This is a genomic window from Pseudomonas sp. Con_6 (assembly GCF_059379395.1).
Genome location: NZ_CM182011.1, coordinates 5,408,154 through 5,433,350, shown reverse-complemented (window position 1 = coordinate 5,433,350; position 25,197 = coordinate 5,408,154). Strand labels below are relative to the sequence as shown.

Genomic DNA, 25,197 nt, shown 5'->3' with positions numbered 1-25,197 from the left:
GCTCCTCAGGGTTGGCCGGGGATGAGGCCAGGCAGGCTCTGTTGTGGTTGAGATACCACCCGGTTTCCAAACCCTAAGGGGAACCGCTTCCCCTCCTTGCTTAGTACCACCCCATCGAGCGTGATCTGCTGGACTCGGAAACCGTTGGGTACCTCGCTTCCCGGCTTGGCATCGACCTCGCTGCCGTCGCCGTAGATCAGGCTTGCCCGCAGTTTCTGTCCTGAGCCGCTGATTTCTTTCACTACTGGCAAGGGCGACTGGCGCGGTGCAGGAGAGGTTGGGGTCACGGTGGGAGTGAACCTAGGAGCAGGGAACTGCGCTACTGGCTGAGGGGCGCTAGGAAGTGTGCCGTTTGCTTCGAGTTCGGCCTTGCTGCGCTCGGCCTTTGCCTTAAACAGGATGGTTTCGCTCTGCACCTTGCCGAGCTCGCCGACGTTGATGCCCGAGAGGTCGGGGACGGCAGCAAGGGCATTGGTGATCGGCAGCCAGCAGGCCAGGAACAAAAGGCTGAGGTTATTTCGCATACAGGACTCCTGTGACCGACCAGATCAGGTGGTCAGCCTTGTATTCGGTCTTGATCTCCTGAAGGCGCAGTCCCTGGGTTGGCGCGCCATTGAAGGAGTCGTAAGGCAGAACGCCGGTGGTGTAGGAAAGCTGGTATTGCTTCCACTGAGGTGGTGGGGGCGGCGGTGGTGCCGGCTGGCCCGGCAGAGCTGGCTCCTGGGGAATAACCACCGGCATGGATTGCAACTGTGGCTCCTGAGAGAAACTGTGGAACCAGCTGGTCAAACTCTCGAGAGCGTCCTTGGCCTCGACCAATGCGTCGTCACCCGCAGCGTCAATGGCAATGTCGAACCTCAGGACCCCGGACTTTGCCTGGTCGGTGAATTCCGGGTATATGGAGAAAAGCTCTCTGACGGCCGTCGTGAAATCGTGAGCAGTGCTGTTACCAGCACGGTCGTAGGTCGCCACGATTTGAGAACCGTTGCACTCGGCCTTGTTGATGGGCCAGCCCTGAATATTCAGTGGCAACTGGTACATCACATGGCTGCATGCCGCTACGAAGTCAGTGACCGAGGGTTGTTTCGCCCAGGGATGTTCCAGCGCCTGGAGAGGTTGCTCTGTACCTGTTTGCCGCTGTAGCTCGGCCAACTCCTCGAGGCGTTTCTTCTCCGCTTCGATGGCAGCCTGGCGCGCAATCTCTGCCTGGTGGGATTTCCATTGTGACCAGGCCAGCAGGCCGCCACCGATCAGGAGGACCACCAGGAACAGCTGGGCCAGTTCAGGCTTGGACATCCCAAACACGAGGGGACGTAGCCGATACTCACGCTTGAGCCGAGATGGTTGGAGTAGCTCGTCGACGTCGATGAGCTCGCCACCCATGGCAAACTCGGTCGGCAAGAACTCTCGCTCGAACTGGATCCCGCGGCTGCGTTGCTGCAACACCCGCTTACGGACCTCTGATGCCGTGGCAATCAGGTCGCAGCCCGGGATGATCCTGCCCTCATGGACCGCGACGATGGCATATCGGTCTTGATCGGCGTCGACGGCCCAGGCAGCAATCCACGAATCCCCGAGCTGGCCAGCCATCGTCGCAGCCAACGAGTACATGCCTTTGTGAACGTCAGAGGAGCGAGAGACAAAGCCCGCCTGGATCATCAGCGACGTTCTTCGGATAGCCACGATGTCCAGGCCGTGCTCATGGCCATACTGGCGGGCTTCCTTCATGTAACTGGTCATATTGCCCAAGGGCGTCCAAAGCATGCCAGTGACGAAGACGCGCCCTCTGTGCTGAATGGTCTGCACCCGGCTCGACGGTTTGGGAGTGTCGCTGTTCATGAGCGCCGCCACTTACAAGTTGTCCGGGAGGACAATTGGCGTCACCAGCACCACCAGGGCGCTGTGGGACGTCGAGCGGGTTCGACCCCCACCTAAGGCGAAGAAACTGGGGCTTCCCACGCCGGACTTGCCAGCGTCGTCGCTGTTTTCGTCGAAGCCAGTGAGAATCAGCGTTTCACCGCTGCGAAGGCGAACTTTCGGCGCAACGTTTTTGGTGTCGTAGTCTGGGATCTGTACTTTCGAGTCGTTGCTCTCAAAGTCGGCAAAAATAGGCTTGCTGCTGATGTTGAGGGTTATCCACAGCAGCAGGTTTTCTTTGTCCAGAAGCTTTGGCAGCAGCATCATGTTGAAGCCGCTCGTAATGGACGCAGGAGTCAGAGAGGTGGTGGACCCAACAGATGCTGTGGTCGAAGTTGAACTGGAGGAAACGTAGCCCTTGACGTTACCTATTTGGATCGGGGCCGGCTGCAGGTTCAGCGTGGTCACCGATGGCGAACGCACCTCGGAGACGCGCCCTTGCTCTGACAGGGCTTGGACGACGGCCTTGGAGCCGGCCCACGGAGAGCTGGACGTATCGAGAATGCTGCCGCTGGCCGAGATCGCCTCTGAGCTGATTCCGGCGACGGTGTTGCTCAGGCCGAAGCCCCATTTTCCGGAGATGGACTTATAGACGGCGCTCCAGTTGACCGCCGTCTGGTCGCTGTCGCTGAAGTTCACCTCGTAGACCTTGACGTTGAAAAGCACTTGTCGAGTGATGCTGCGGTTGGTCTCTTTCAGGTAGGCCGAGATGCGATTCAGCACCTCCGGCCGATCGCTAACGGTGAGAGTGCCGGTGGAGCGGGAGAGATATAGCCGCCCTGGGGGTTGCATGCTGAGCATGGCTTTGACGTTGCTCTCGATGTCGCTCATTAGCGAGGTCTTGTAGGTGGACTTGGTGCTCTGGTTGCTGCCGGACTCGCCCGTGGCCCCCCCCGAAGAGGTTGAGGATCCAGAGTCGCCATTGCCCGTGGAGGTCAGCAGGCCAGATTTGACGGTACTTTCGATCTCCAGCTCATCACCGAACGTCCATACGTCGAAGGTTCGGGTGTCGAAGTACGTGATGCGTACGCCCTGCAGTTCAGGGTCGAAGTGCCAAGATAGCCCCAGGCGAGCGGTGGTCTGGTTCAGCAACCCCGAAACGTTGCCGTTATAGTTCAGCCCGGAAATTTGCCCTCCAACGTTACCGCTCAAGCTGAGGTCGAACGAACTGGCACTGCCCGGTACAGCGCCGGCGATGCCGGTTGGCATGAGACCAGCCAGGCTGTCTGGATCTGTTAAAGCCTGAGCAGTGCCCCGTGTAGCTGCGCCGGCAGGCTTCGAGGAGAGGATCGCGGGATTCAATGCGTCAGGCGCTACGATGACCTGCAGACCGGTTTCCTTGGTGATCAGCTGAGCCACGTCAGTGATTGAGACTGATCCAGCAGGCCGATAGGAAATATTCCGGTCCAGGCTGAATGGAAGCCCGCGCCTGGTCACCAGTGGCTCCGTAGAGACCCACGGCTTATTGCTGAAAACGACCGTGTCGCGGTTCTGCTGTGGCTGCTGGTTCTGCAGGAACTTGTTGTACTGGCTAGCCGTGCGGCCCTGGAACTCTGCTCGGTCGAACGACTCATTGACCCGTTGCACGGCACAACTGCTCAGCAGGGCCAGAGCAATTGGAGTCAGTGCCCAGTGGACCCAGGGAAACTTGGTCATTTCTTCTTCCTCTCAGCGACGTACAAGACGCTCTGGGAGCCTTCGCTACCATCGACTACGAAGGATCGCTGGGCATTGTCGTAGAGCGGGAACAGCTGCTTGACGGCTTCCTGGAACGAGCCCTCGAAGTGCAGCGGTGCCTCGATCGGATAGTTGAGGTCTTCCTGGGCCCAGATCACGCGCCACCGGGCTTTTTTGGCCCATTCCTCAACGCTATCGCGCAGGGTTGATCCAACTTCGGCCGTCCATACCTGGGGCAGCGGCCGGGGTGGTGGAGCGGGCTTGACCTCGATGGCTGGGGCCGCCACTGCTGTAGTGGTCACGGCAGCCGCTGGCTTGGATGCTGCAAGTTGGTCGGGCGCTTTCGGTGCTGGGGACGCAGGTGTCGAAGGTTTAGCCGCGGTGGTGACCATCGCAGCCGGGATAGAGCCATCCTTGGCGGGTGCCACTGGGGGGAGCGCGGGAGCCACTGGCGCTGGGGCTGCGACAGCGGGCGTATTCGTGGAGATGGAAGCGGGAGTAGGCACTGCGGCGACGACTACGCCTGACGTCGAGGCCGGTGTGGCGGAGCTGGTTCCAAGAGCCCGCGCTTTGTCGGCGTAGAGCTCGCCTGCCGGCGTCGACGGGGTTGGCAATTGGTAACCGGGGCGAAGCACGAAGCACACCTGACGGTTCACTTCATCGATCTTCACCTGCCAGGCTGGGCCGGCGAGGACCTGGAGGGTATTGCGCAGCGTCATCGGGCCAAGTTTGTACTGGGCTGCCGGCAGAGGTCGGGTGTACAGGATGTTGACGTGCTGCGAACTGGGCGGGCAGAGGGCGTACCCTGACCGGTCGACCACGTAGAGCATGGCATCCCTAACGCTTGGGTTCATGCTGGACGGGATGGTCACGTCGATGATCTGTGCCATCAGGTCCCGCTGGCTCGCGTCGGGTTGGGTACTTACCAAGGTGTAGCGGCCATACCGAACAACCGGCTCTTTTTCCGGGGTCGCCCCGTTCGGGTAGATGTCCGGAGACAGCCATTCGGGATTGCGGCTGCTATCGAACGCCGGCTTCGGCGGCTGCTCAGCCTTCTGAATCGCACAACCCGCAACGAGTGCGACGAGCGAGAGAGTGGTCAACTGCCTGATCATGAGGCCCCCTGTAGTCATTGAGGGCACGGTGACAGCCAGCAAATTCTCATGCAGCAGGAAATCAATATCACACAGAGTTAGAATTTCCGGCGCGCTTGATGGAACGCAAGCAGGTTGCCGCTTAGGGTGCCGAGGTTGGCCTGACCTAGAAATGGAAATGATCAACGGAGGTGATAATGCTCGACAGTCGAATTGCCGCTTTCGAACACCTGATGGACTGGGCGAACAGCCTCAGCGCTGAGCACAATCGGCGCGGCCTGGAAGACCTCATAAAAATTGTGCTCAGGCCCGTTCAGGCCGTTCACTTACGAGACGCACTGCTTCGACCTCGGCATGCGGGCCCTCAGTCGCTGCACTGGATGAGCTCACTTGGTGGGCTGTGGGATGGTTACGCCGATAACGGCACTTGGGCCGCATTTCTGCTGAAGAATTGCCGCCGGCCAGTTGATCAGAGCTCAAGCATCCGGTTGGCCAGTGACATGGTAATCCCAACTTTGTGGTCGGAAAGCAGCATACTCAACAGCCTCGGCATGATCGGCGAGGGGCGAGAACTCGGCGCGTTCGTGCAGGATCCAAACCATAGCGTGACCCTAATGCAGCCGTTGAACATAGCTTGGGTCAACGGCGGTAACCATTCGATCGCCCAAGGCATTCTGGGCGGGGAAGGGGTGCTCGTACCTGATGATGTTTATGACGTTACCGAGATCATCAGGGGAGTGCGTTTTGATGGCGAATGCTGGGTCTGTCGGAAGACCGGCGACAAATATGGTTCACCAATCTACGTTGAGTTTGGATGGGCCTGGGAGATCGCACGCTTGCTGGTCGACCTCCCACGCGGATCTACTGGCTGATGGTCGCGGCGAGCATAGCCTTGGCCAAGGCGTCCTGCTGCTCTTCCGGCTCAATGAGCTCCAAGCTGACTTGGCGCTTCGCTAAGAGCATCTGCCAGAGTTGCTGATCGATGCTGTTCTCCACGAGGGGGATCTTCACGATCACCGTCCTGAGCTGACCATTCCGGTACGCCCGGTCCTCGGCCTGATCCTGTTGTCCGGGTGTCCAGGGCAGGCCCAGGAAGAATACATAGTTGGCGGCCGTGAGGTTGTTGCCTGTACCGGCGGCTTGGGTGGTGCAGATGAAAGCCCTGCAGTCGGGGTCGCCCTGGAACTTGTCGATCGCCTTCTGGCGCTTGGTGAGTGAGTCACTGCCGACCAGGGTGACGTTCCCGATACCGGCTGCATCGCACAGCTCCTTGAGGCGGGCGACGGTGGGTTTGAACTCGCAGAACAGGATGACCTTGTCTTCGGGGTCCAGCTCGCCCAGCAGGTCCATAACGACTCTGACCTTCACCTGTTCCAGGTAATGGCGAAGCGCGCCGAGCCTGGCAAAGATGGGCCTGTCCTCGAGGCGAATGCAGTCGTACTTCTTCCGCTCCTCCACCCCCATCGCCACGGGCAGCAACTGCCGGTGCTTACCCTTGAGCCCGGGCAGAACGTCTTTGCGCCGGCGAAGCATCCAGTCGCCCAGTTCTGCCCGGAGGTTTTGCCGGAACTCTGGGCTGCCGGCGAAGCGTTCGCAGAAATCGCTGAGGGGCAACTGGCCGACCGGGTGCCCCGATAGACGTAGCAGGGTGTGCAGCTCCGTCTCGCGATTGAGGACAGGCGTGCCTGTCAGCAGATAGCGATTAGGCACCTTGGCTGCGATATCGAAGCCATGGCGTGTACGCTCGGCAGTCGGCTCCTTCAACTGGTGCGCCTCGTCGACCACTAGAACGTGGTAATGCTCAGCCAGCAGCACGTAGTCGCCGAGACGCTCGTAGTTGATCAGCATCCATTGGACCAGCGGGTCGTGCTTCTGCACAGCGACTGTCGCGTCGGGGTAGACCGCCAGGATTTCGCGCTGCCAGTTGATCAGCAACGAGGAAAGGGTCACCACCAGGATCGGGCGACCGGCTGCACTGATATGCGCCGCGATGATGGCCTGGCGCGTCTTGCCGAGGCCCATATCATCAGCCAGCAGTGCGCTGGTGCGCTGGAGCAGGTGAGCGATGCCAGCAGGCTGGTGATTGAGCAGGGAATAGCCGACCAGGGCCTGGGCGATTGTGGCATCTGAGAACTCGGTGCGTTCGATCGGCGAGACGGCAGCGAGGTAGATGTCGTTGGAGCTCTCCTCACCGCTGGCGGCTGTCGAGGGTTCCTGAGGAGTACCGCCCAGGCTGATGCGCGGGATGTCTGCTGCTGGAGTAACAGAGCCATCGCCCAGGAGCTCCTGTACAACGTCCAGGATCTCGAACTGATCCTCTACAAGACCGAGCTCCAGGACCAGGTTGCTGCGCAGGATCTCGGCGGTGGCGTTGACTCGCCACGAGCTGGATTTTCCCAGGAACACTCCCCGCATCCGGCGGGCCACTGCAACGACTCCAGGATGATAATCTCCGGACAGCAGCACGCCGCCGTCGGCTAGCGGAGCAATTCGCAGGAGCATTCCGGAGATGAAAGCGTCTCGGCGTGGGTTGGCCAGTGCGCTCTCGATCTTCTGGCGGAATGCCTGCCATGATTCAGTGACCTTGCCACCGGCAAGCTCGATCAGCTGGTTGTACACCAGGTCCAGCTCGTCGATGAACTTGGCCTTGGGTACGCGCCAATAGCGGCAGAGCGGGTGATCACCGCGGCGAATGAAGAACCCGCTACGGGCGAACATGACCTTGTTTGCGCCCTCGATGTAGGGCATGAGGATGCCCATGTCGTAGCCGTCGAACACGGCAGCTTCGAGCAACACTGGCTGGCTGTTGAGGAGGCGTGGACGTTTCAATTTGCGTCCGCGCTCTTGGGCTTCATCGGCACCGTTTGGTCGAGGTGGTAGGCCGCGACCCAACGGGTTAAGAGCACTGAGCCGTGGAGTGATCCTCCCTGGCCACTGATTACATACGCAGCTGGTTCTGCGTCCTTCGGCACACGTCTGCGCTCCTGCTTCCAATACCCGGCGGTCTTGATGTCGTCAGGTTGTAGCGGCCAGCTTGACTCACCTGGCCGGGACTCATAATGGGGTATCTTCGGATTGTTCGCCTGCTCGGCCTTCAGCCGATCAATGACTTTCTTGGAACGAGCCACAAGCACCTCCGGGAGGATGAGTAGTCAACACGTCATCATTCAAGGTGCGCCTGCCCGCACCCGTAAGAGCGAGCAGATTGGCAGCTGGGGGAGAGCGGCTACAGGAGAAATGGATTACCGCCCCCGAAGCATTTTGGCTACAAGCCCCTGGGCTTGGACATATCCGGCTTGCCGCTCACCGAGGGGTAGCTCACACGGCAGTTGTTCACCTTGTACCCGGTGCATCCCCAGAAGTCGTAACCCCCATCACCGCGCTTCTGGCGGCGCGCCAGTGGCATCCCGCACTTGCCGCAGGAATGGCCGCCCTGGGTGCCTGATGAAGCTTCAGGCGAACGCGCCTTCATCGCCACTGTGGGCGCCTGGCGGAGGGCTGCGAGCTCTGTCTGGAGATGCTGAAAGAACTTGGCAACCACCGAGCCGTACTGCTCATCCCCCCGTGCGATTCGGTCCAGATCCTTCTCCAGCGTGCTGGTGAACGCCAGTTCGACGAAGCTGAACCGGCCCTCCAACTGGTCGATGGTGCTCACCCCCAGCGGGCCTGGGACCAATTTGCGCTTCTCCTCAACGACCAGGCCTTTGCCGGTGATGTTCTTGATGATCGATGCAAACGTGCTGGGGCGTCCGATCCCCAGTCGCTCCAGCTCCTTGATCAGGCTTGCCTTGGTGAAGCGTGCCGGCGCCTTCGTCTTCTGGTTGAGCACCTCACCCTGAAGCACGCTGAGGATCTCTTTGGGTTCGAGCACCGGCACCGGATTCCTGGGGATGTCGGTCGACTCTTCATCCGTCTCGTCCTTCTGCAAAAGCTTCATCCATCCGAGATAGGCGACAGTGCTGCCAGTCGCGGCGAAGCGCAGAGGCCTCTGATCCGGCCCCCTGGCCAGCAGTTTGGCCATGCGCACGTCGTAGATGGCGTCTGCGAGCTGGCTGGCCAGCGCCCTGATCCGGATGAGCTTGTACAGCGCTTGCTCTTCAGCAGACTCGCCTGCGACTTCATCCTCCCACGCGGTTGGCGCAATTGCGGGGTGACCTTCCTGGGCGCTATCCGCAGCCTTGAACGTCCGGCGCTCGTCAACAACGTCGAGGCCTTGCCTGCGAGCCATTGCCTGGATATCTGGCATGGTTTCATCGGCCAAGTTGGGGTTATCCGTCCGGTGATAGGTGATCACGCCCTGCTCGTACAGGCGCTGCGCGACCTGCATGGTTTTGTCCGGGTCCCATTTCAGCGCTACGCTGGCCGCCTGCTGCAGGGTGGATGAAATGAACGGTGGGGGTGGCGGGCGCCGCTTCTTGCCGTCTTCACATGACTCGACAATGACTGCGCGCGTTGCGGCAACCCTTGCCGCGAGTGTGCCATCCTGAATATAGGGGTTTTCTTTGCTCGCGAAGTCGGGGATCGGTTGCCATACGGCAGTCCAGTCCATACCGGTGGCTTCGTCCTTGAAGGTCAGCTCTACCCCGAAGTGGTGGACCACCTTGAAGTTCCTGATTTCTCGCTCGCGCAACACCACCAGGTAGAGGGCAGGTGATTGAACTCGACCAGCGGAGGTAGGTTGGCCCAGGACTCTGCGAAGCTCCTGCGTGACCAGGTAGCCCACCAGGCGGTCCAGCACTCGCCGGCACTCTTGTGAGGCAACGAGTTGCCCATCGATTCTCCGTGCATTGGCCAGGCCCTCTCGTACTCTGGCTTGGGTGATCTCATTGAACGTGACTCGCTTGTACTCGCGGATCCCCAGCGCCTGCTGTATGTGCCAGGCAATACTTTCCCCCTCCCGATCCGGGTCGGTGGCGATGTACACCTCCGTGGCGTCCTTGAGCGCTTTGCGAATGGTGCTGACGTTGCGGGCACTCTTGGGCAGGATCTCGTAGACCGGACGAAGGGTCTTCAAGACGCCGGTTGTGATCATCGTGTCGTCCTGACCCGACTGGGGGAGATCACGGATGTGGCCACCAGATGCCACCACCACCCAGTGCTCGCCAGGGCGGATCTTCTTCATCATGGGCCCAAGCTTCTTCAGCTTGCCCGGTGCCTCGATGATCATGAGTTTCATAGGGTGCCCCTGCACAGATAAATCAGGGAGCACTCTTGCCGCCGACCGGGGACGGCACAACGCGAAATGGTCAAATGGAAGGGAGGGAATTCGGTAGGGCTCAGGCCCACGGAGGAAGGGTCAAAAATTGAGAGTGAGCTGCTGGGCGCGCTTGTACCCTTTCAGCCAGGAGGCAAGCATGGCGGGGTGCTTGTAGGGGCAGGCATATATGGGCAGCCCTTTCTCGGCGGCTTCAACCCCAGCGGCCTCCACCGCAGGATGGGGGTTATTGAACTGGCGCCTGTCCGCTTTTCGCTCCTGGGCATCTTCGTTCTGTATCGATTGTTCCTCATCAGCGCCACTGTTCACGCCGGGCGAGTCACGCCTCAAACGACCTAGCCACCAGCAATTCCTCGACAAGGGCGTTTTTTACGACCCTGTGGCTCACTTCGATACAAGTTAGCAGCCGTAGGGCGGAGATGCCTTCAGGAAATGGTAATTTGCCAACGCTGGCATTTCAAATTCCCCCTGACCTGGGCAAGCGCTGCCTGCAGCGCCCCTTCGGCTACGAGTTCGCGTCCTCGTCGTAGGAGCTTCACGAGCTGCGGCCGCAACAGAAGGTCCTTGTCGCCGGTAATGTGAAGCATCAGAACGCCAGGTTCAGAGGAAGGGACAGCGACGATCCGTCCTTGTCTCCGGAAACTTCACGAGTGGCGCGCCTGAAAATAGCTCTCACGCCAATGCCCGTGTGCCACAGCTAGTGGGGAATCATGCTTGAGCGGTAGAGCGCCGACCATGCCAGCAGCGTAGCGCTGGGGTCCTCCAGTGCGGCACGAACCATCACCTCAGCGTGTTGACCTGTGATGTCGCAAACTGCCTGCCCAAGTCGAAGGAGCTCAGCTTTCACCCCTGCATCCCGGGCCTTGGTCGCAAACTCATACTTCTCGGCCTGCCCATACTCAAAGGTGGCATTGAACCGGAGGCGAAGCATTTCGATGGCCTCCACTTCTGCCTCCGGCAGCATGATGGATTCGCCGTCGCAAAAGACCTGGCGGACGCCATTGAGAGCTCGAACGGCATCCATGTAGCGCGAGGGGTCTACAGTCGCTTTGACGGATGGATATTCCGGGTAGTCGTGGTGCATGGGGCGATACCTCGAAGCGGAATGAGGTGGCGACGATCCGTCCTTGCCCCCAGTGACTTCACGAGAGGCGCCTGAAAAATCGCCTGCCAGGCTGTGGCTAGAATGCCGTGGAGATGCCCCATCGAAGGGAGGGGAAACTCGAAGTGACGTCCTTGTCACCAGGAGCTTCGCGATGTGGCGCGCCAAATTAAGGGGGGGCTACAGGGGGATGTCGTCGTCAAAGCCTTCGCTGTAGTGGCGCATGTCGTCGGGGCTCGGCTGAGGAACGTTTTGAGCGTGGCCGCCGCTGGGCTGACTACGCCCCTGACCTTGCTGGTGATTGGCCGGACGCTGACCATTGCCGTTCGATGCCAGGGTGATCTGTTCGATACGATGCGGGAGGATCGCGATGCGGCTTGCCTCGACCTTCAGCGCCGAAACGTCTTCACCCGTTTGCTTGTCTTTCCAGGTGTCCATGATCGCCCGGCCAATGACCAGGACCCGCATACCTTTCTGGAACAGTTCAGCAAAGCGCTCGGCATCCTGATGCCACCACTCAACGTTGCACCAGAACCCCCCACGATCCTTGTAGCCACCCTGGCCATCAGGGATCGAGTTGTCGAACATCACATTGAGTCGCAGCATGTGCCGCGGATCTTTGTTGCCGTTGGCGAACGAACGGTGCTCAGCTGCGTTACCGACGTTGCCTTCCCAAACTACTGGTGTACCCATGGTCTATCTCCGTTCAGTGTTGAGGTGGGTTCATGACCTGCTGCAGTCGAGCCTGATATTCGGCCTCGGCCTGCCCCATCTTTTCTGCACACTCGGCGGCCTGTTTGCCGATGGAGTGGATGAGGCTGATCTGCATGTTCAGGGTGATTCGGTGTTGCTCCAGGGCAAACAGGTCCTGCAGCAAGTGGATTGGTGTTTTGGGGGCGTGAACCATCTGAGCCCATACGCCGACACCCATGCGCCGCTCTTGCACGCTTTGCCAGCGAAGAAAGGTTGTGCCAGCTGCTGTGTTTTGCTCGATGAGCCTGACGGGCAGCAGGGCGAATGGATGTTGGCGAACCTGGGCCAGCACTTCCTGGGTAAGGGTGCGCAGCCCCGCCTCCAGCGATGCGCACTGCTCCGCCAACTGGACCAGCTCCCCCTTACCTTTAAAGGGCTTTAAAAGGCCTTTTAGTGAGGCACTCTGTTGCAGCCCCTGATAGGCACCCTGTTGCAGTGGTTTGAAGGCACCCTGTTGCAGCGCCTCCATTGATCGGGTGTCCGAACGCATGAGGATCAGGCCTCGCCTTCGATATCGTCATCCATCTCCTCGATGGGCTCTGAGGAGCCACGGCGGATGGGTGGGGCGAAGTTCGAGCGGCGGGTGCCTTCCAGGATGTCCTGGGGGATGTCGCCGTAGCGCTTGTACATTTCGCGCGCGTTTTCCGCCCGGGCATTATTGGCGGCGAAGTCGTCTCGCGATGCGCCAGAGAAGCGATGGAGCTGGGCCAGCCCAAAAAGACTGCGCAGCAGGTGGGCACCTTCATCGATCCAAATCTCGCCATCGCGGCGACCGATCATGGCAACGTGCTGAGCCAGCAGGATGCGGCGGACGACTTCGTCGTACTGAGTCAGGAGGTGGACGCCCTTGAAGCCCAGCGGGTTGGAGATGAAGAGCGGCAGCTTCAGCGGCTGGATGGAGAGGTTCTCACCGATTTCGAGTGCCTTGGGCAGCTGGGCCATCACCCCATCCAGGCGGCTGTCGATGGCCTTGAGGGCATCGTCTACTTCCTGGATCTTCTCCTCGACCCTGATCATCCACCAGTCGGAGTAGGGATCATCTTGTGCGGCGGCGCGGTCGATCTGGTTGATCTTGAGGCAGAAGCCGGCCAGCCCGAGGATGCTGTGTTTGTCATCGGTCTTCTGGCGACCCAGCCAGATTCGAGCAGCATGATGTGTGTGGAGAGTCAGCTGGACCTGGCTCCTGAGGGAGCCGATGTTGAGCTGATAGTTGTCAGCCATGGACATGGTTTCCTTATATAAGGTGGGTGAGCGATGTCCATGCTGCTTTCAGGCTGTTGGGGGCGCAGTAATAAATGAAGAACCCGGGGTGCTGGATTTGTCCTGGTCGGTTCACACCATCCTGGTGTTGCGGGTCGCAACACTGCCAGGTGATACCGATGGCATCACTCGGTTGGCCGTCGGCGCCGGTGTCGATACCGGTAAGTGATGCGGCCCGCATCACTGTCGGTGACTCCGGTGGCACCACTCGCTTGGCGCCGTCACCGGTGGCCGGGCTGTAAGTGATGTGGGCCCCATCACTGTGCGGTGTTGCCACTGGCAACACTCACCTGTCTCTCGGCGCTGGTGATCCTGTCGGTAGGTGGTGCGGCCCGCACCACTGCCAGGTGGTTCCAGTGGAGCCACTCGCTTGGCGCCATCACCGGTGGCCGGGCTGTAAGTGATGTGGGCCCCATCACTGTGCGGTGTTGCCACTGGCAACACACACCTGTCTCTCGGCGCTGGTGATCCTGTCGGTAGGCGTTGTGGCCCGCAACACTGCCGGATGTTGCCACTGGCAACACTCACCTGTCTCGGCGCTGGTGATCCTGTCGGCAGGTGTTGCGGCCCGCACCACTCCAGGTGGTTCCAGTGGAGCCACTCGCTTGGCGCCGCCACCGGTGGCCGGGCTATAAGTGATGTGGGCCGCATCACGGTGAGGTAGTGCCCGCGGCACCGCCCAGCTTGGCGGCATCAAAGCACGAAAGTGGTGTGGGCCACACCACTGCGAGGTGGTGCCAGCAGCCGGTTGATTGAGTGCCGGGCCTGCCGGGTGTTGTGGGCCACAACACTCTGTGTGGTTCCAGTGGAGCCCCGGCCGGTCGTCGGTAGCCGGGGTTACCCTGGAGGTGTTGTGGGCCACACCACTGTGAGGTGGTATCAGCGGCCGGTCGATTGGGTGTCGGCCTGCCGGGTGGTGTGGGCCACACCACTGTGCGGCGGTGTCAGCAGCCGGTTGATTGAGTGCCGGGCCTGCCGGGTGGTGTGGGCCACACCACTGTGAGGTGGTATCAGCGGCCGGTCGATTGGGTGTCGGCCTGCCGGGTGGTGTGGGCCACACCACTGTGCGGCGGTGTCAGCAGCCGGTTGATTGAGTGCCGGGTCTGCCGGGTGGTGTGGGCCACACCACTGTGAGGTGGTATCAGCGGCCGGTCGATTGGGTGTCGGCCTGCCGGGTGGTGTGGGCCACACCACTGTGCGGCGGTGTCAGCAGCCGGTTGATTGAGTGCCGGGTCTGCCGGGTGGTGTGGGCCACACCACTGTGAGGTGGTATCAGCGGCCGGTCGATTGGGTGTCGGCCTGCCGGGTGGTGTGGGCCACACCACTTGAGGTGACCTCAGCGGCCGGCTGATTGAGTGCCGGGCCTGCCGGGTGGTGTGGGCCACACCACTGTGCGGCGGTGTCAGCAGCCGGCTGATTGAGTGCCGGGTCTGCCGGGTGGTGTGGGCCACACCACTGTGAGGTGGTATCAGCGGCCGGTCGATTGGGTGTCGGCCTGCCGGGTGGTGTGGGCCACACCACTTGAGGTGACCTCAGCGGCCGGCTGATTGAGTGCCGGGCCTGCCGGGTGGTGTGGGCCACACCACTTGAGGTGACCTCAGCGGCCGGCTGATTGAGTGCCGGGTCTGCCGGGTGGTGTGGGCCACACCACTGTGCGGCGGTGTCAGCAGCCGGTTGATTGAGTGCCGGGCCTGCCGGGTGGTGTGGGCCACACCACCACTCGGCTGATTGCCGCTGCCGGCGGCCAGACTGCGGGCTGCATGATAGGCTTGGTTTTCGTCCTGCGGCCGGAGCGACTGGTTCGATATGAAAAAACTGATTGTTTGGATTTTGCTTACTTTGCTATTTGCGGTAGTGGTGTTGACTGCTCAGGTAACTAAACTGGGTTCTATAAAGGATAATTTTGTCATTAAATTTTTTCTTTCGTGAAGATGCATCTGTACGGGGCGGTAATTGTTGAGAGTAATAGGAATAGCTGTGCTATCACTGTCAGTGCAGTTATAGACAGTGATGCGCCTGTCAAGAATGGGAAGACGTCTACGTCAGTCGTAATTCGAGTTAGTGCCAGGTATTGTGATTCGTGAGAATGCAGGCTTATCCAACAGAATGTAAGGGCTGCCATCCAAATGCTGATGGCTTTCGATATGTTTTTGAGGTTTTTCGTGAATGTCACTTTCGGAATCAGTTTCCGGTTGAGGAAATTAGTGATGGAGATGGCTAGCAAATTTGCTGATAGACAAGTAGACCACTCCAGCCAGAAATCCTGCTGCAGCTTAATTTTGCTCCAGTGAGTGATTGCCAGTGAAGCGATAAAAAGAAATATGAATAAACTGAGTGGGTGATTGAGTGGTTTTTGCAATGCAGTAATTAAAGAATAGGCGATATTGTTCTGTCGGGTTTTCATGTCATGTTCCAATGAGCGGGTATATCTAAGACTAATTACTGGCTAATAAGATGAGTTGGCGCTGGCGAGGAAGATCATCCAACCTGCCAGCGATAGGGGGGGGCCAAAAGGCATACTTGCACCGCTGGTTATGCCCTCTACGAGGCGCAGGTATACAGTGAGAATGACTGCGATCATTAACGAGCCAGCCACGGTGCCGGGAAGAACTTGCCAACCGCCCCAAGCTCCTATCATGGCCAACAGCTTGAGGTCGCCCATGCCCATGCTCACTCGCCCCGTGATTAGTCTGGCCAGTTGACTCACGGACCAAAGGCTCATATAGCCTGCGATACACCCCAAGAGTGCATCCTGCAATGTCGCGAACAATCCGAAGGAATTGAGGGTGATGCCAGCCCAGAGCCCTGGTATCACCAGTGCATCCGGCAGTAAGTGGTGCTCACTGTCGATCAAGCTTAAAGTCAGGAGCAACCAGGTGAACAGCAGGGCACATACCGTCTGCATAGTCGGCCCATAATTCAGCGTCACCATGAACGAGAATGTGGCACAGCTGATCTGCGCGATCCATATTTCTCGCGATGAGGCTCTGACCGTTTGAAGGTCGTTAGGCCTCTGGATATCCAGTCCCAGTAGTTCCCGTGCATCCCGCTGCCATTGGCGTTCGAGGTGCGCAGGTAGGTAGCAAGCGCCCCAAGCACAGCCCCGGCCGGCCAGCATACCAAGCACGACAGAGGCAAAACCTAGGGCGATCTCAGAGTCGATCCAATCACTCATCGGTGGGCTCCACGCGGCGTCTAGGGTCAAGCAGCGCTTGCAGCGAGGTCAGCGCGGAATTCGCTGTCTGCATCGCTGTCGGCGTCGGCGTCGGCGTCGGCGTCGGCGTCGGCTTAGGGGCAGTGGGCTGTGTGGGGCGTGTAACCGCCCTGGCCGCTGGGCGCATTGGCGTCGGAGTTGGAGCGGGGGCTGAAGGGCTCCATTCGGCGTTGAAGTCCCCCCGTATGGCCTTGCCAGCAAGGCTCGTCAGGTATGCAAGGGGCTTGGCCACGCTCCCGCTTATGCAGCGATGCTTCCACTGGTTGATCACCGCCTCTCGGACATTCTCCGGTACCGGTCCCATGATCTCGCGTGCCTTCACACGGTCCTCGGGCTTGAGGAGGTCCAGGGCAAGCAACCAGTTCACACCTGTACTCTCGCGCTGTTGTACAGAGCTTTTAGATACAAACTTGTCTGTATTTGTATACGTACTAGCTGAGTTCGGATTCCGAACTGAGGGTGTACTCAGTGGTTTTAAGCTGAGTTCGGATTCCGAACTCAGGGGGAGGGCCCCCTGTTTCGCTGAGTTCGCACTGAGTTCGGAATCCGAACTCAGTCCATCCGCCGCCAAATCTTGCTGAGTTCGGATTCCGAACTCAGGCGCGGGGAGTGCATTTTGCTTGGTCTCAACCGCCCAGGTCTGGGCATTCAGCCGATCGCTAATCGTGTCAATGCGCGAGGGAAGTCGTCGACCTACATCGGGATCACTGGTGAATTCACGCCAGGTGATTGCGGCGATGTCCTTGATCGCTTTGTTCTGATGCTCCATAGATTGCATCAGCAAGGTCATGTAGTCCTTGTCGAACTCCAAGGCTTCCGCCGGCGTAACAGGCTCGTCGTGTAGGAGATAGACGTTACCCTGAACCTGGCCGTTGATCTCATTGCGTACGGTCCGGCCCAGGCTTAGCCAGCGTGTCAGACGGAGCACGGTCAAGGCTTTTGCGACGGTTTCTCTAGAGGCATGTTTACCTGGATTCATGCCCAGGTAAGGTCGCAATTGGTCATAGGTGGGGAAAGCCGTGATCCCATCTTCGTTGACTAGCAGTCGAAAGACTTGCCAGCAATTGCGCTCCAAAGGAGTAAGCCGATTGTCGAGCAGGAGTTTACGCGGGACCGTTTCATGCGGATTTCCGCTGAATATGATCCCGGAATAGGGGGTAGCAGGCGCTGCAGTAGGGGCGGTGTCCTCAGCTCTCTTCTTCTGCACATGGGCCTCGAGTTGCCCCGAGGCCGAGTCTAGGAGCATGGAAATCGGGAACCGTGTGAGCTTCATCTTCTATGATCGCCTTCTCCAGGATGGCTAGAGGCGGTGCAGTCCTCATCGACAAGGCGTACGCTGCCCTCGTCCAAAAGAGTGAGCTGTCGACGTTCTGTGGCTCGGGGCCGTTCCCTGCTGCCGGGATACAAGCCTTGCTCAACCCACTGAGTGATTCGTGACCAGATCTGCGCAAGCGTTAATCCGTCTGTGCTCAGTTCCTCAGCAACCAGCATGGCCACGTCAAGCATGGCTAGGCTATCCTCGAGGTCGACGCGATGCGTATCCATCAACTTGGTCCAGCGGTGCCAAATATGGTGATCTTGATCCTCAGAGAGCTCTGGCCATCGGCCGCGCGGGGCGCGCACCCCAATGACGGTTCGCTGCAAAGCGATCTCTTGCGGCGTGAGCCCGAAGAACTTGCCGAGCAAGCTGGTGGTGGCCCCCAGTCGGATCGCGCGCTCAATAAGACGAGTTTCCTCTTCTGTACGCGCGGCGCCGGTCAGCAGCTTCAGGATCATCGAGCTGTTGATTGACACGTTGACCCATGAAACAGGTGTGTTGCGGAGTAAGCTGAGGACTGTTGGGTGCTGGATCTGGCCCAGCACTTCAGGTTCAACTCCCATTTCCACACAGCGCTGAAGTTGACCATTACGCATAAGGTCAAGTAGCTGCGACAGAACCGCTTCGTTAAGTGTTGACTTGGACATTGAGACTCCCTCCCATTCATCTCATCGAGTGTTCAGTTGTCCTGGACTGGCGAGGACCGTTTGAACTCTTCGATTTCCAAGTCGATTAGCCGGCGAGCCAGCCGAATGATACGGAACAGTTTGACCAGAGCGCCGTCGCTTAAACGGCCTTCGTCACCTGGCTCTTGTTCAGCACTCAGAGGCTGGCCGAGCAGCAGTTGGCCCAGGCCAGCTGCAAATTCAAATTCTGCCAATGCACTGGCAGGATCTGGTTGCTCATTCAGCATCTTCAGAGCGATAGCCATGGCTCCGCTTAATGACTGAAGCAGTGTCAGCGTATGCTGAGCTGTTGCAGTAACCTCAACTTCAGTGTCCGGCTGCTTGTACTTGAACCCGATCCCTCCATCGATGGCCTGGATATCGCCAGGGCCGTTGACGGATTCGAGAATCTCCACGGCAAGTTGGGCTACCTGACTGCGCAACTCGCCAGGTTCGTCAATCTGGTGCTCGATGTACCAGAGGTCTGTGATGGGGTGCAGTCCGCCGGCTTGCACTGGGATGGCGACCAGACAGTTCGAGTTGAAATCGGGCAGCGTTTCCCCGCTAAGGGCGGCAACCTTCGCTTTGGTCTCGATCACCCGCTGGCTGAGGTTCGCAGGGGACGCAATGTGCCCTGCAATTCGTTCCTGCTGCTCCTCTGGTGTGAGCGCAGCTCCTGGCGCTGTAGCAGTTGGCTGTGGTGGTGTCTGAGGAGGCCGCTGCGAGCGACCAGAACCTTCAGGTGGTTGATGCGAGGGCGGAAGGGTGGAGCTTGCCCCAGGCGCAGGCGCGGGTGGAGTAGACGTCGAACTGGTGATCGGCAATTCAACCACCGGCGTCGAGCGACGAAGTTTGTCCTGCTGTTGAGTGATTTCCAGCAGAATGTCCTCATAGCCCAGCGGCAGTGACTTTTTCATTGTTCCGATGAGTTCGTCCTGGAAACGCTGGAACAGAAACTCTTCTGCTTCGCCTTCGAACTGAGCAAGCACATCCTGGAACAGCATTTCGAAGTCGACGCCGTCTCCGTTGTAATGTTTCGTCCAGCAGGCGAAGGCAGATTTTCTCAGGGCTAATATTTTGGTGATCCGGTCGTACCCGAGGCCTGAATACAACAACCCAGGTGCAGCCGGTAATAGGTACTGCAAAGTATCCAGCATTCTACTGATGTGCGAATGCGAGACTGGATATCCGTCCTTCGTCAGGCGTCGAGAGAGTTCTCGAATTCCAATTTCTTGTCCGTCCTCAGCTTCATAAAGAGCTTTGGCTTTGCCGACCCCCACCGAGCGCTCGATGAACTTGAGTTCGCCCTTGAGATCTTCGGCCAGGTGGCCGGTGAGCATGACGATCTCGCCCCGGATCTGGTCCCACGGTCGAAACAGAAAATTGATCCTGTGGAACCTTTCTTCTCCAGTTTCCTGGAAAAGCTCCTTGAGGATGTTGATTCGAGTGTTACCGCCGTTGCGAATCCGGTATTTCTCCTCTCCTGGCCGGCGAGTTACAGGCGGGGGGGTGTCGAGGCCGCGGTTGCGTATCGACTCCTTGAGTTCATCGTACCGAGGGTTCCGGGTGGTACGAGGGTTGTCCTCCCAAGGGAGGACCTCGTCGATGCTAAGCACGAGTGGGGTATCAGCGATAGGGTCGCTCATGGCGGCGGTGGAGCCTGTAGGGTTGAAGCCTGGAGCGAGGAGCCTCGCTTTGAGGTCAGAACCGGCCATATCAAGCTCCTACCGCAGCATGGGGTTGAGCCAGGGGAGAGTGGCGGACCAGGTGCAACACTTCTTGGATGTCATCCTGAGTAGGAACGGCGTTTTGCAGCAGGCGATCGATGATCCGATACGCGCGCGTCAGCTCGGACCTCAACTCCTCTGCGTCGGAGCCGTCCGACAGCGGATTCTGCGCCGGCTCGAATTGGGCATTGAGTAGTGACTGTTCCAGGCGATCGATGATTTCGCTGTTCATGGAGCGATGATTCTTGCGGGCGACTTCTGCCACTTGTTCACGCATGCCGTTCGGCAGGCGAACCACGAATTTGTCAGCGGTACGGGAGTTGGTTGCGTTCATGATGTTCTCCAAAAATGCGGGTGCGCTCAGCGCTGGGCAATGACGGGGCGGTAGCTGTTGTCTGGAACAGAGGCGAAAAAATCGAATTGAGACAGGCCTTGAAAGGCTGCCGGATTGAGCCAGAGGCATTCGGTCCGCCCTCGCGCGCCATCGGCGTATGCCTGCCTGCTTACCCGGTACCAGTCTTTGTAGAGGTCGTCGTAAAGGGCGCAGGGGTAGCCGGAGAGCACCACCATCCCTTGCCTTCTCTGCAAGAACATGGCGAGCTGCAGGTGTTCTTCGTCGCTCAATTCGTACCGATAGGATTTGCCCGTGGCGGTGTGGCGGACTTTCGTGCTGCGGGTGGAATGCACATACGGTGGATCCACGTAATGCAAAGTGCTCGACCGGTCGTGGTGTGCCATGACCGTCAGGGCGTCGCGCTGCTCGATCACTACCCCCTGTAAACGCTCGATAATCGTGTCTAAGGCATCGGGGTAGTTGCGCCAGTCCACCGCAGGTGAGGTGCCGGATCGAACCGATGTTGAACGAAACCCTGTGCGCTCCCCGCTGGCAGCGGCACTACCGAACCCTTGGAAAGAGCGGAGTACCATCCGCCGGGCGCGCTCGAGAGGATCTGCCGTCTCGCTGTAGCTTGCGGCAAACTCTTCACGGGCGAAGGGGGTCAGTGCGAGTACGTTGCGAAGCTCATCACCACGGTCCCGGGCTATACGGAAAAGGTTGACTACTTCGCTGTCCAGGTCGTTATAGATCTCGGCAGAGCTTCGAGGCTTGCGCAGCAGAACAGATGCGGCCCCACCAAACGGTTCTACGTAGGTGTGATGGGGGGCTAAGTGCTGGATGATCCACTCAGCAAGCCTCCACTTCCCCCCGTGATACCGAAGTATCGGGCGCTGAACTTCTTTCATTGATGCTCTCCCGAGTCCGTGATACGGCGTTTCAGCTGGTCCTTGAGCTGAGTGGGCAAGTTCTTGATCGTCAGGGAATCGGTGTCGGCGTCGTAGGTGACGTTGGATCCGAGCAGGTGCGCTTCAAAGCTGATCGACAGACCCTCGGCGCGGCCCGTGAAACGGCGGAACTGCTTGAGCACGCGCTTGTCGGCCGGGACCTCGGGTGACAAGCCGTAATCGCTGTTGCGGATGTGGTCGAAGAACGCCTGGGGTCGATCTTCATCGAGAACTTCTGACAGCTCCTGCAGATGGAGCGGCTGACCGAGCTTCGTTTGAGTCGTGGCGTAATCGAGGAGCGCATGCGTTTTTTCACGCGCGCTTTCTTCAGGAAGGTCCTCTTTCTCGACGTACTCGGTGAACGCTTTGAGAAGCGTGCGGGTTTCACCTGGCCCGTCGATACCTTCCTGGCAGCCGATGAAGTCGCGGAAGTAGTCCGAGCTCTTCCTGCCAGTCTTGCCTTTGACGAAAGAGATGTACTGCTTCGAGTGCGGATTGTTCCGCCACTCGCTCAGGTTGATCCGGGCCGCGCAGGAAAAGTTACTGGTGTCCAGATAGCGGGAGACGACAACGTTGAGATCACCGTCCAGGCCAACGGTCTCGACCTGTTGGAGGACAGCGATCATCAAGTATTCGGTCATACCCTGCTGGTAGTGGGTGAAGAGCACATGACCACCGGTGGATAGGTTGACCTCTTCAATCAGTTTCTGCAGGTGCTCGACAGCCACACGGCTGAAGCTGGTGAAGTCTTGCTCCTCCTCCAAGTACTGTTTCAGCCAACCGCTGAATGGGTACGCACCCGACTCCCCATGGAAAAAGCCCCACGCTTTGCCTTGCTTGGCGTTGTAACTGTCGTTCAGGTCGGCCTGGAGGTTCTCGATGACATCTGTGGCCGGGAGCTCTGTGTCACGGGCGTGAAGGACGGCTGGGTTGCCGTCGGGCTGCTTATCGAGCTGGTGAACGATTGCGTGTCGGATCGGCATTACTGAATCCCCCGCGTAGAGCAGTTGTGGGCTTCCGCACGACGCAACAGAGCCCGAGTATTACGCTCGGTGCGATGGTCGCTGGGTGTGCAGGAGGTGAAGATCGGCGTGAAGCCGGCCTTGCTAAACTTCAGGTGTCCGCTGTTGGAGCGGGTTAGGGTCCAGCCCTCGGCGAGTGCGAATTCAGCAAGCCGGCGAACGCTATCGTGCGCGCCGCGAAGGAGATTACGCATTGGATCCGGCCTCCTTCAGGCAAAGTGCATCACCGGCTTGGATGGCCACAATTTCCGGGGTGTAGCCCGGGTATTGGGTGGCCAGGTCGGTGAGGAACTCACGTGTAGTTTCGCGCGATCCAGGAATGCGGAAGACCACGGTGCAGTGGTGAGCCTCGTCCACGGAGCAGGCCAGATGGGGGGTTACTGCAACCTTCAGACCGCAGCTCAGCAGGTGCCTTGGTACCCATACGGACCAGAAATAATTGATCAGCAGGGCTGGTTGGCCAAGAAGGGTCGCTGTCAGGGTTCCAGCATCATGGCTTTCCAGCTCTATGTACTGCAGCTGTGTCAGCTCTTGCAGAACCTCATTCAGCTCAACGGGCACCGTAGTTTCACCGAACTGGGTGAGCCGTGAGACAACCTGGCCGAGAGCATCCAGCCAAACCGCGTTTACGCCAGACTGGTGCGCGAAGGCCAAGGCCGATTGGTCGGTGTTTGCGATCGCAGGGATCGAAGGGTAGATCTGCTCAACCTGCATTCTGCACCTCCGAAAGAGGATCCAGGTCGTAGCTGCCGCAAACCGGGCATACCAGGACCTCTGCCTCACCTTCAGGGGTGTGCTCGGCGGGATGCACCTGCCGAACTTGATGCACCGCGAAGTGCCGGCCACAGCTACGGCAGGCATGCGTAATCGGATGGAGTTGCATGGGCGTCATGCGGCAGCTCCTTGCCAATGATCGGCAGTGAGGTTTGCGAATCGGGTTTGGTTGGCGATGAAGGCTGCACGCACATAGCCGACGGGGCCGTTGCGGTGTTTACCGATGATCAGTTCGGCAACGCCTTTGAGTTCGGTGTCCTCGTTGTACACCTCGTCCCGATAGACAAAGAGGATAAGATCCGCGTCCTGCTCGATAGCCCCGCTGTCCCGTAGATCAGCATTCACGGGGCGCTTATTGGGACGGCGCTCGAGGTCCCGATTGAGCTGGGAGAGGGCCATAAAGGGGCAGTTGAACTCCTTGGCGATCCCCTTGAGTGATCGGGAGATTTCGCTGATTTCGTTGACCCTGTTTTCCTGACCTGGGCTCCGCATGAGCTGCAGGTAATCCGCCATGATCAAGCAAGGCTTCCCGAAACGCCGGCTAGCACGTCGAACCTTGGCCCGCATAGCAGCTGGGGTCAGGTTCGCGCTGTCATCGATGACCAGTCGGTTGCCATAGGCGTTCATGCGATGGACGGCGGCTGATAGTTTGGGCCAGTCCTCATCCTGCAGCTGACCCGAAAGCAGCCTGCTCAGATCGATGTGGCCCAGAATGGCCAGCATTCGATAAATCAGGGCCTCGGTAGGCATCTCCATGCTGAAAACCAGCACGATCTCGTCAGGCGAATTGGTCAGCGCAGTATCGACGGTGCTCAAGCAGAACGAGGTTTTGCCCATGGAGGGGCGCGCGCCTACGATGATCAGATCCGCTGGCTGCAAACCGCGGGTCATCTCGTCAAGGTCGGTTATCCCGGTCGGCACACCGGTCACGGTCACATGGCCATTGAAATTGGCGTCGATCTTGTCGACGACAGAGAGCAATGCCGCATTCATGTCGGTGAATTCGCTAACCACACGACCTTCGCCCAGCTTAAACAGCTTCTGCTCTAGCGTGTCTTGCACCTCAGCCGCGTCAGCGGCGAGTTCAGATGCGTCCCGAGTCCCCTGAAAACACAGGGACATGATGCGGCGGAGATGGGCGCGGTTGCGGACGATCTCGGCGTACGACTGGATATTCGCCACAAACGGGGTGTTCTTGGCCAGCTCGACCAGGTAGGAAAGGCCTCCTACCTCCTCGGGGACGGCCATCGCCTCGAAAATCGTCACTACGTCGAACGGGCTGTTTTTCTCTGACAGGTCTTGGATGGCAGAGAAGATCAGCCTGTGCTCTGAGCGGAAAAAATCATCCGCCTGCAGTAGATCACCGACCAGATCCCAGGCTTCGTTGTCCAGCATCAGCCCGCCCAGAACTCCTTGCTCGGCCTCGATGGAGTGAGGTGGGGAAAGGTTCAGATCGTTCATCTGGCACCTCCGTGGGTAATGCTAGGCTGGTCAGTGCGGCCAAGCCCCCGGTGGATCTGAGCACGCCGGCCTTGCCGGATTCCTGCGTACAGCGAGCTACGATCGTGGCCTTTGGCTTCGCTTGGCGTGATGTCGCTGTGCTTCAACTCAGGGTGATGCACGGTCAAGTAGGCTGTGATATCAGCCTGAATTTCCGGAGCTAGGTCACCCGCGAACTCTCGAACTCTGTAGGCCACTGCCCCGATCCAACCCTCGGCAAAGAGTTGGCCGCGGCGTCGTTTGGTTTTCAGCTGGCACCGTTTCTGCTGCGAGACATGCTCGCGACGTGCTTTCTGTAATTGCAGGACGAGGCTGCTGTAGGCATAGGCAGCCAGATCCGGACCGATACCCTTGCCCAAGAACTTGAAGCAGTAACCCTTCAGTGGGTGGTAGTAGGAGAGGTGGCTGCAGTCGAAAGCAGCTGCACACGTTCCGGCGAGGGAATGCAACCAATCCGCTGGGGAGCGACGTGTGCCCGTGGGGATGCTGGTTTCAAGAACCTGGCCGGCACGAAGTTCGTCGGACGCGATGTTGTATTGGGCCATAAGCGAACGGGCCTGGCGCAATGCGGTGGCTGCCTCGTTCGCGTTTGCCCCAGGGCTGTTGGCCAAGGCCATCAGCTTGGTGACTTTGTCGAGGATCTTCTGCTTGTCCATCAGGAGCCCTCCCCAAATCGGT

General features: G+C 59.2%; 25 protein-coding genes. 2 read left to right on the top strand and 23 right to left on the bottom strand.

Translation table 11 applies throughout. The features are described from left to right. Positions 1-5: 5 nt before the first annotated feature. Genes pilP through pilL2 form a run of 4 tightly spaced genes read right to left on the bottom strand, consistent with a single transcriptional unit; the run spans position 6 to position 4,709 of the window. Positions 6-524: a type IV pilus biogenesis protein PilP gene (gene pilP, locus AC5QPF_RS24275; RefSeq protein ID WP_330078236.1), complete on the bottom strand. Its 519-nt coding sequence runs from the start codon at positions 522-524 to the stop codon at positions 6-8. Beyond that, a complete protein-coding gene (pilO2, locus tag AC5QPF_RS24270; protein ID WP_494960250.1) occupies positions 514-1,839 on the bottom strand; it encodes a type 4b pilus protein PilO2 in 1,326 nt (441 codons plus the stop codon). The genes pilP and pilO2 overlap by 11 nt, the downstream gene beginning before the upstream one ends. Positions 1,840-1,851: 12 nt before the next feature. Next, on the bottom strand, positions 1,852-3,573 hold the full coding sequence (pilN, locus tag AC5QPF_RS24265) for a PilN family type IVB pilus formation outer membrane protein (protein WP_110968453.1): 1,722 nt from the start codon (positions 3,571-3,573) through the stop codon (positions 1,852-1,854). Continuing rightward, positions 3,570-4,709, bottom strand: coding sequence for a PFGI-1 class ICE element type IV pilus protein PilL2 (gene pilL2, locus AC5QPF_RS24260; RefSeq protein ID WP_494960249.1), 1,140 nt, complete (start codon positions 4,707-4,709; stop codon positions 3,570-3,572). Before pilL2 ends, pilN begins: the two co-directional genes overlap by 4 nt. Positions 4,710-4,885: 176 nt before the next feature. Between pilL2 and AC5QPF_RS24255 the strand changes: the two genes are divergently transcribed. After that, complete coding sequence (locus AC5QPF_RS24255) at positions 4,886-5,560, top strand: DUF6710 family protein (protein WP_009399145.1); 675 nt, start codon at positions 4,886-4,888, stop codon at positions 5,558-5,560. Here AC5QPF_RS24255 and AC5QPF_RS24250 read toward each other — a convergent pair. The 8 genes from AC5QPF_RS24250 to AC5QPF_RS24215 all read right to left on the bottom strand — a co-directional run bounded on the left by AC5QPF_RS24250 (position 5,550) and on the right by AC5QPF_RS24215 (position 12,979). Continuing rightward, complete coding sequence (locus AC5QPF_RS24250) at positions 5,550-7,517, bottom strand: DEAD/DEAH box helicase (protein WP_110968454.1); 1,968 nt, start codon at positions 7,515-7,517, stop codon at positions 5,550-5,552. The two genes, AC5QPF_RS24255 and AC5QPF_RS24250, sit on opposite strands and share 11 nt — an antisense overlap. Continuing rightward, positions 7,514-7,816 carry a hypothetical protein gene (locus tag AC5QPF_RS24245; protein WP_225422434.1) on the bottom strand — a complete coding sequence of 101 codons (303 nt, stop codon included), beginning with the start codon at positions 7,814-7,816 and terminating at the stop codon, positions 7,514-7,516. The genes AC5QPF_RS24250 and AC5QPF_RS24245 overlap by 4 nt, the downstream gene beginning before the upstream one ends. A gap of 137 nt (positions 7,817-7,953) precedes the next feature. Next, on the bottom strand, positions 7,954-9,864 hold the full coding sequence (locus tag AC5QPF_RS24240) for a DNA topoisomerase (protein WP_494960248.1): 1,911 nt from the start codon (positions 9,862-9,864) through the stop codon (positions 7,954-7,956). Positions 9,865-9,984: 120 nt separating this feature from the next. Continuing rightward, entirely contained in the window at positions 9,985-10,182 is a 198-nt protein-coding gene (locus AC5QPF_RS24235; RefSeq protein WP_023660706.1) for a CrpP family ICE-associated protein, read from the bottom strand. Between the two features lie 418 nt (positions 10,183-10,600). Beyond that, positions 10,601-10,987, bottom strand: coding sequence for a hypothetical protein (locus tag AC5QPF_RS24230; protein ID WP_494960247.1), 387 nt, complete (start codon positions 10,985-10,987; stop codon positions 10,601-10,603). Positions 10,988-11,185: 198 nt separating this feature from the next. Beyond that, positions 11,186-11,698: a single-stranded DNA-binding protein gene (locus AC5QPF_RS24225; RefSeq protein WP_177010850.1), complete on the bottom strand. Its 513-nt coding sequence runs from the start codon at positions 11,696-11,698 to the stop codon at positions 11,186-11,188. A gap of 13 nt (positions 11,699-11,711) precedes the next feature. Continuing rightward, the gene (locus tag AC5QPF_RS24220) at positions 11,712-12,248 is read right to left on the bottom strand and encodes a DUF3158 family protein (protein WP_494960246.1); all 537 of its coding nucleotides are present in this window, start codon (positions 12,246-12,248) and stop codon (positions 11,712-11,714) included. 5 nt (positions 12,249-12,253) lie between these two features. Further along, entirely contained in the window at positions 12,254-12,979 is a 726-nt protein-coding gene (locus tag AC5QPF_RS24215) for a PFL_4669 family integrating conjugative element protein (RefSeq protein WP_494964241.1), read from the bottom strand. A gap of 158 nt (positions 12,980-13,137) precedes the next feature. Between AC5QPF_RS24215 and AC5QPF_RS24210 the strand changes: the two genes are divergently transcribed. Then, entirely contained in the window at positions 13,138-13,260 is a 123-nt protein-coding gene (locus AC5QPF_RS24210) for a hypothetical protein (protein WP_494960245.1), read from the top strand. Positions 13,261-14,927: 1,667 nt separating this feature from the next. On the opposite strand, the gene AC5QPF_RS24205 is transcribed toward AC5QPF_RS24210, so the two are convergent. The 11 genes from AC5QPF_RS24205 to AC5QPF_RS24155 form a co-directional block, all read right to left on the bottom strand. After that, positions 14,928-15,422, bottom strand: a complete 495-nt coding sequence (locus AC5QPF_RS24205) for a hypothetical protein (protein WP_494960244.1) — start codon at positions 15,420-15,422, stop codon at positions 14,928-14,930. A 42-nt stretch (positions 15,423-15,464) separates the two neighbouring features. Next, entirely contained in the window at positions 15,465-16,193 is a 729-nt protein-coding gene (locus tag AC5QPF_RS24200) for a prepilin peptidase (protein ID WP_494960243.1), read from the bottom strand. Next, positions 16,186-17,505, bottom strand: coding sequence for an STY4528 family pathogenicity island replication protein (locus AC5QPF_RS24195; protein ID WP_494960242.1), 1,320 nt, complete (start codon positions 17,503-17,505; stop codon positions 16,186-16,188). The genes AC5QPF_RS24200 and AC5QPF_RS24195 overlap by 8 nt, the downstream gene beginning before the upstream one ends. After that, positions 17,502-18,197: an STY4526/YPO1902 family pathogenicity island replication protein gene (locus AC5QPF_RS24190; RefSeq protein WP_494960241.1), complete on the bottom strand. Its 696-nt coding sequence runs from the start codon at positions 18,195-18,197 to the stop codon at positions 17,502-17,504. Before AC5QPF_RS24190 ends, AC5QPF_RS24195 begins: the two co-directional genes overlap by 4 nt. Positions 18,198-18,229: 32 nt before the next feature. Then, positions 18,230-19,930 carry a ParB family protein gene (locus AC5QPF_RS24185; RefSeq protein ID WP_494960240.1) on the bottom strand — a complete coding sequence of 567 codons (1,701 nt, stop codon included), beginning with the start codon at positions 19,928-19,930 and terminating at the stop codon, positions 18,230-18,232. A 1-nt stretch (position 19,931) separates the two neighbouring features. Beyond that, positions 19,932-20,276 carry an Arc family DNA-binding protein gene (locus AC5QPF_RS24180; protein ID WP_494960239.1) on the bottom strand — a complete coding sequence of 115 codons (345 nt, stop codon included), beginning with the start codon at positions 20,274-20,276 and terminating at the stop codon, positions 19,932-19,934. 26 nt (positions 20,277-20,302) lie between these two features. Further along, complete coding sequence (locus AC5QPF_RS24175; RefSeq protein ID WP_494960238.1) at positions 20,303-21,184, bottom strand: DNA adenine methylase; 882 nt, start codon at positions 21,182-21,184, stop codon at positions 20,303-20,305. Then, positions 21,181-22,206: a nucleoid-associated protein YejK gene (gene yejK, locus AC5QPF_RS24170; protein WP_494960237.1), complete on the bottom strand. Its 1,026-nt coding sequence runs from the start codon at positions 22,204-22,206 to the stop codon at positions 21,181-21,183. Before yejK ends, AC5QPF_RS24175 begins: the two co-directional genes overlap by 4 nt. A 225-nt stretch (positions 22,207-22,431) precedes the next feature. Continuing rightward, positions 22,432-22,959, bottom strand: a complete 528-nt coding sequence (locus tag AC5QPF_RS24165; protein WP_494960236.1) for a hypothetical protein — start codon at positions 22,957-22,959, stop codon at positions 22,432-22,434. Between the two features lie 174 nt (positions 22,960-23,133). Continuing rightward, positions 23,134-24,480, bottom strand: a complete 1,347-nt coding sequence (dnaB, locus tag AC5QPF_RS24160; RefSeq protein ID WP_494960235.1) for a replicative DNA helicase — start codon at positions 24,478-24,480, stop codon at positions 23,134-23,136. Continuing rightward, a complete protein-coding gene (locus AC5QPF_RS24155) occupies positions 24,477-25,175 on the bottom strand; it encodes a DUF7168 domain-containing protein (RefSeq protein WP_494960234.1) in 699 nt (232 codons plus the stop codon). Before AC5QPF_RS24155 ends, dnaB begins: the two co-directional genes overlap by 4 nt. Between the last annotated feature and the right edge of the window lie 22 nt (positions 25,176-25,197).